The sequence below is a fragment of the Pseudomonas sp. KK4 genome (assembly GCF_001984065.1).
GTDB lineage: Bacteria > Pseudomonadota > Gammaproteobacteria > Pseudomonadales > Pseudomonadaceae > Aquipseudomonas.
Genome location: NZ_LYVP01000246.1, coordinates 1 through 1257 on the forward strand (window position 1 = coordinate 1; position 1257 = coordinate 1257).

1 protein-coding gene is annotated in these 1257 nt (G+C 60.8%); it reads left to right on the plus strand.

The window, feature by feature from the left end; translation table 11 throughout:
• Positions 1–89: 89 nt before the first annotated feature.
• Positions 90–980, plus strand: coding sequence for a transporter (locus tag B0W55_RS29335; protein WP_077049379.1), 891 nt, complete (start codon positions 90–92; stop codon positions 978–980).
• Positions 981–1257: the final 277 nt, after the last annotated feature.

The following is a 1257-nucleotide window of genomic DNA, read 5'->3' on the forward strand; positions in this document are numbered from 1 at the left end:
GGGAGCAACCCATTTCATCCCTGCCTTCTCGACTGCCAGCGAGCGGGCAGGGCGTGGCCGACCGATAACAACAAAAAAGGTTGAACTGCATGACTCGCACACTGCAAAACCTGCTCGTGATTGCTACCACCGCTTCGCTGTCCATGGCGGCCCATGCCACGCAGGGCGGCGGCACGTCGTACCCTTTGGGTGCGGAAAATTATCTGTCCGGTGCCATGCCGCCGCCGGGCTTCTATGGGCAGTTGTTTGTCACCCACTATGAAGCCGACAACCTGCGGGGCAACGACGGCGAAAAGCTGCCGGTGGACTTTCGCGTGCGCGCCAACGCCATCACCCCGCGGCTGATCTGGGTCAGCGACTACACGCTGTTCGGTGCCAGCGTGGCGCTGCACGCGATCGTGCCGCTGGTGGACGTGAAGGTCGAACTCAATGGTCAGTCGCAGAGCAAACAGGGCCTGGGCGACGTGATTTTCGGACCGGCGCTGGGCTTTCACCACAGCGACAAATTCCACAGCATCCTGGCCCTGGACACCATCGCCCCGACTGGTCGCTACGACCGTGACGACCTGGCCAATACCGGGCGTAATTACTGGGTGATCGAACCGGTCTACGCCCTGTCCTACATCGACCCCAATGGGCTCAATGTCGACGCCAAGTTCATGTACGACTTCAACCGCAAGAACCCGGCCACCGATTACCGTTCGGGGCAGGAGTTTCATGTCGACTATGCCGTGGGCTGGGGGATGGGCAATGGCTGGGTGCTGGGCGTCGGCGGCTACTACTACCGCCAGACCACCGACGATCGCCAGAACGGCGAAACCATCGAAAACAACAAGGGCCGATCACTGGCCATCGGCCCGTCGATCAAATACACCAGCAAGGCCGGATGGATCGTCACCGGCAAATGGGAACAGGAAACCCAGGTACGCAACCGCGCACAGGGCAACGCCTACTGGATGAAATTGACCGTACCGTTCTGACCCGGTTAACGAACAACCCGTGTGGGGCCAACGCTGTTCACTCAAAATGAACCACAACCTGTGGCGAGGGAGCTTGCTCCCGCTGGGTTGCGCAGCCGTCCTTTTTTTGGGGCCGCTTCGCAGCCCAACGGGAGCAAGCTCCCTCGCCACGGGTAAAGTATTCGTTCTTAAGTGAACAGCATGCCCCTGTGGGAGCGGGCTTGCTCGCGAAGAGGCCGGCACATCCAACATGGATAGCGCCTGACACTCCGCCTTCGCGAGCAAGCCCGCTCCCACA